General features: G+C 46.5%; 2 protein-coding genes. Both read right to left on the bottom strand.

Going from position 1 to position 1,535, the window contains the following annotated elements; all coding sequences use genetic code 11:
* Positions 1–433: 433 nt before the first annotated feature.
* Positions 434–928 (bottom strand): OsmC family protein, encoded by a 495-nt coding sequence (locus B2633_RS13500; protein ID WP_483171233.1) that lies wholly within the window; start codon positions 926–928, stop codon positions 434–436.
* 179 nt (positions 929–1,107) lie between these two features.
* Positions 1,108–1,485, bottom strand: a complete 378-nt coding sequence (locus B2633_RS13495) for an ATP-binding protein (protein ID WP_483171326.1) — start codon at positions 1,483–1,485, stop codon at positions 1,108–1,110.
* Positions 1,486–1,535: the final 50 nt, after the last annotated feature.

Raw genomic sequence — 1,535 nt, 5'->3', positions numbered from 1 at the left:
AGCGCCCCGATGTAGCTGTCATACTCATTATCTAATATATGCAGGGTGTATATATAGGCTTTTCCCATACATAAACGATATAATCAAAAAAAAGCGCTAAGCCGATTGAGGTGAAATACATTACCGAAGTCAGCCGGTTCCTGGATATCCAATAGGTAACGCCCAGCACGGCAAAACATATCAAAATCAGGCTTCCATATAAATAGATACCGGTCATATTGACATTACCCTTTAACACTATAGACATATTGTAGCCTTATAAAGGATAACTATTCAGAGGCTGGGAATGGCAGCAGTAGTAATATGGCACAAAACGCAGGCATAAAAATGTGATCAATCATGAGCCATAAAGGTTATCTAATCGAGCACCAGGAAGGTAATAGCGCGTAAGCCCCAGCAAATCGCGAGGTGCTAGCTGAGCGCACTTTCTGGCTTATGAAATTGTGGCCATTTGCGGCTCTTGGCTCAATTGGGTTTCGATGACAGCAGTCCCCTGCATGATAGTATCCTTTATCGGACACGCCTTAACCGCATATGCTATCACCTTACGAATTACTTCAGGATTATCAGGGGAATCTACCACCACCTGGTACCGAATCTGCTGAAAACCAGGCCTGATTCCAGAGCTGGAGCTGCTCATGCCACGGGGGTCATAATCCCCTTCGATATAAATCCTGATGTTATTAATAGTTAAGCGCCGCTTCTCGGCCAACCCGGCCAGGAAAACAATGATGCATCCACCTAAAGACGACAAGAAGGTTTCCATCGGCGAGGCCCCTTTATCTTCGCTCTGGCTATTGGCGCCTTTTCCCATTTCCACCACAGTTTGCTCCCCGGCCCGGGCAATGGATTTAACCCCAATATGTTCCCAGTCGACAGTCAATTGAACGGTTTTCAGGTTTGCGTCGATTGTCCTCACTCCTTTCATGTATGAATAGGTTTTCCCAAAGGTTGTATATTATGATGGCGCCAATAAGGCTGTAAAATTCATATTAACCTATTCTATGTACCCGGACAAAAAAGGCTCCTTTAGAAAATATTAATACATGAAGTACCGACATGTAAAAGGCTTTAATAACTTCGCAGCCGGCCAAGACACAGTGTCATTTACCTTACTGGAAAAGCGTAATGCTCTCGCGAATTGGGAAAGCGTATCCAGAAGGTAGTGCCTTGCGGGCTTGTATCCACCTCGATTTTAGCTTTGTGGCGGGCAACGATACGGTAACAGACTGCCAGCCCTAAACCGGCGCCATTTTCCTTAGTTGTGAAGAAAGGAGTGCCGATCTGGCTCAGCAGATTGTCATCCAGCCCGGTCCCCTCGTCTTTGATGAACAAAACCGGGCTGTTTTTGATTACCCGGGCGCCGATGGTTAAAGTTCCTCCCGGCTGCATGGCCCCCAGCCCGTTGCGAGCCATGTTAAGAATAAGCTGCCGGATTTCTTTCTCATCCAGAATCACCCGGAGAGGGCAGGCTGAAGCCGCCATTTCTCCCACCAGGTTTAAGCGTCTTCAAAACATTATCGGGAAAAATCATT

The sequence above is a fragment of the Syntrophomonas sp. UBA1041 genome (genome assembly GCF_002316705.1).
In the GTDB taxonomy this organism is placed as follows: domain Bacteria; phylum Bacillota; class Syntrophomonadia; order Syntrophomonadales; family Syntrophomonadaceae; genus DTU019.
The sequence above is the reverse complement of the archived record's forward strand: the minus strand, read 5'-3'. Positions and strand labels throughout refer to the sequence as shown.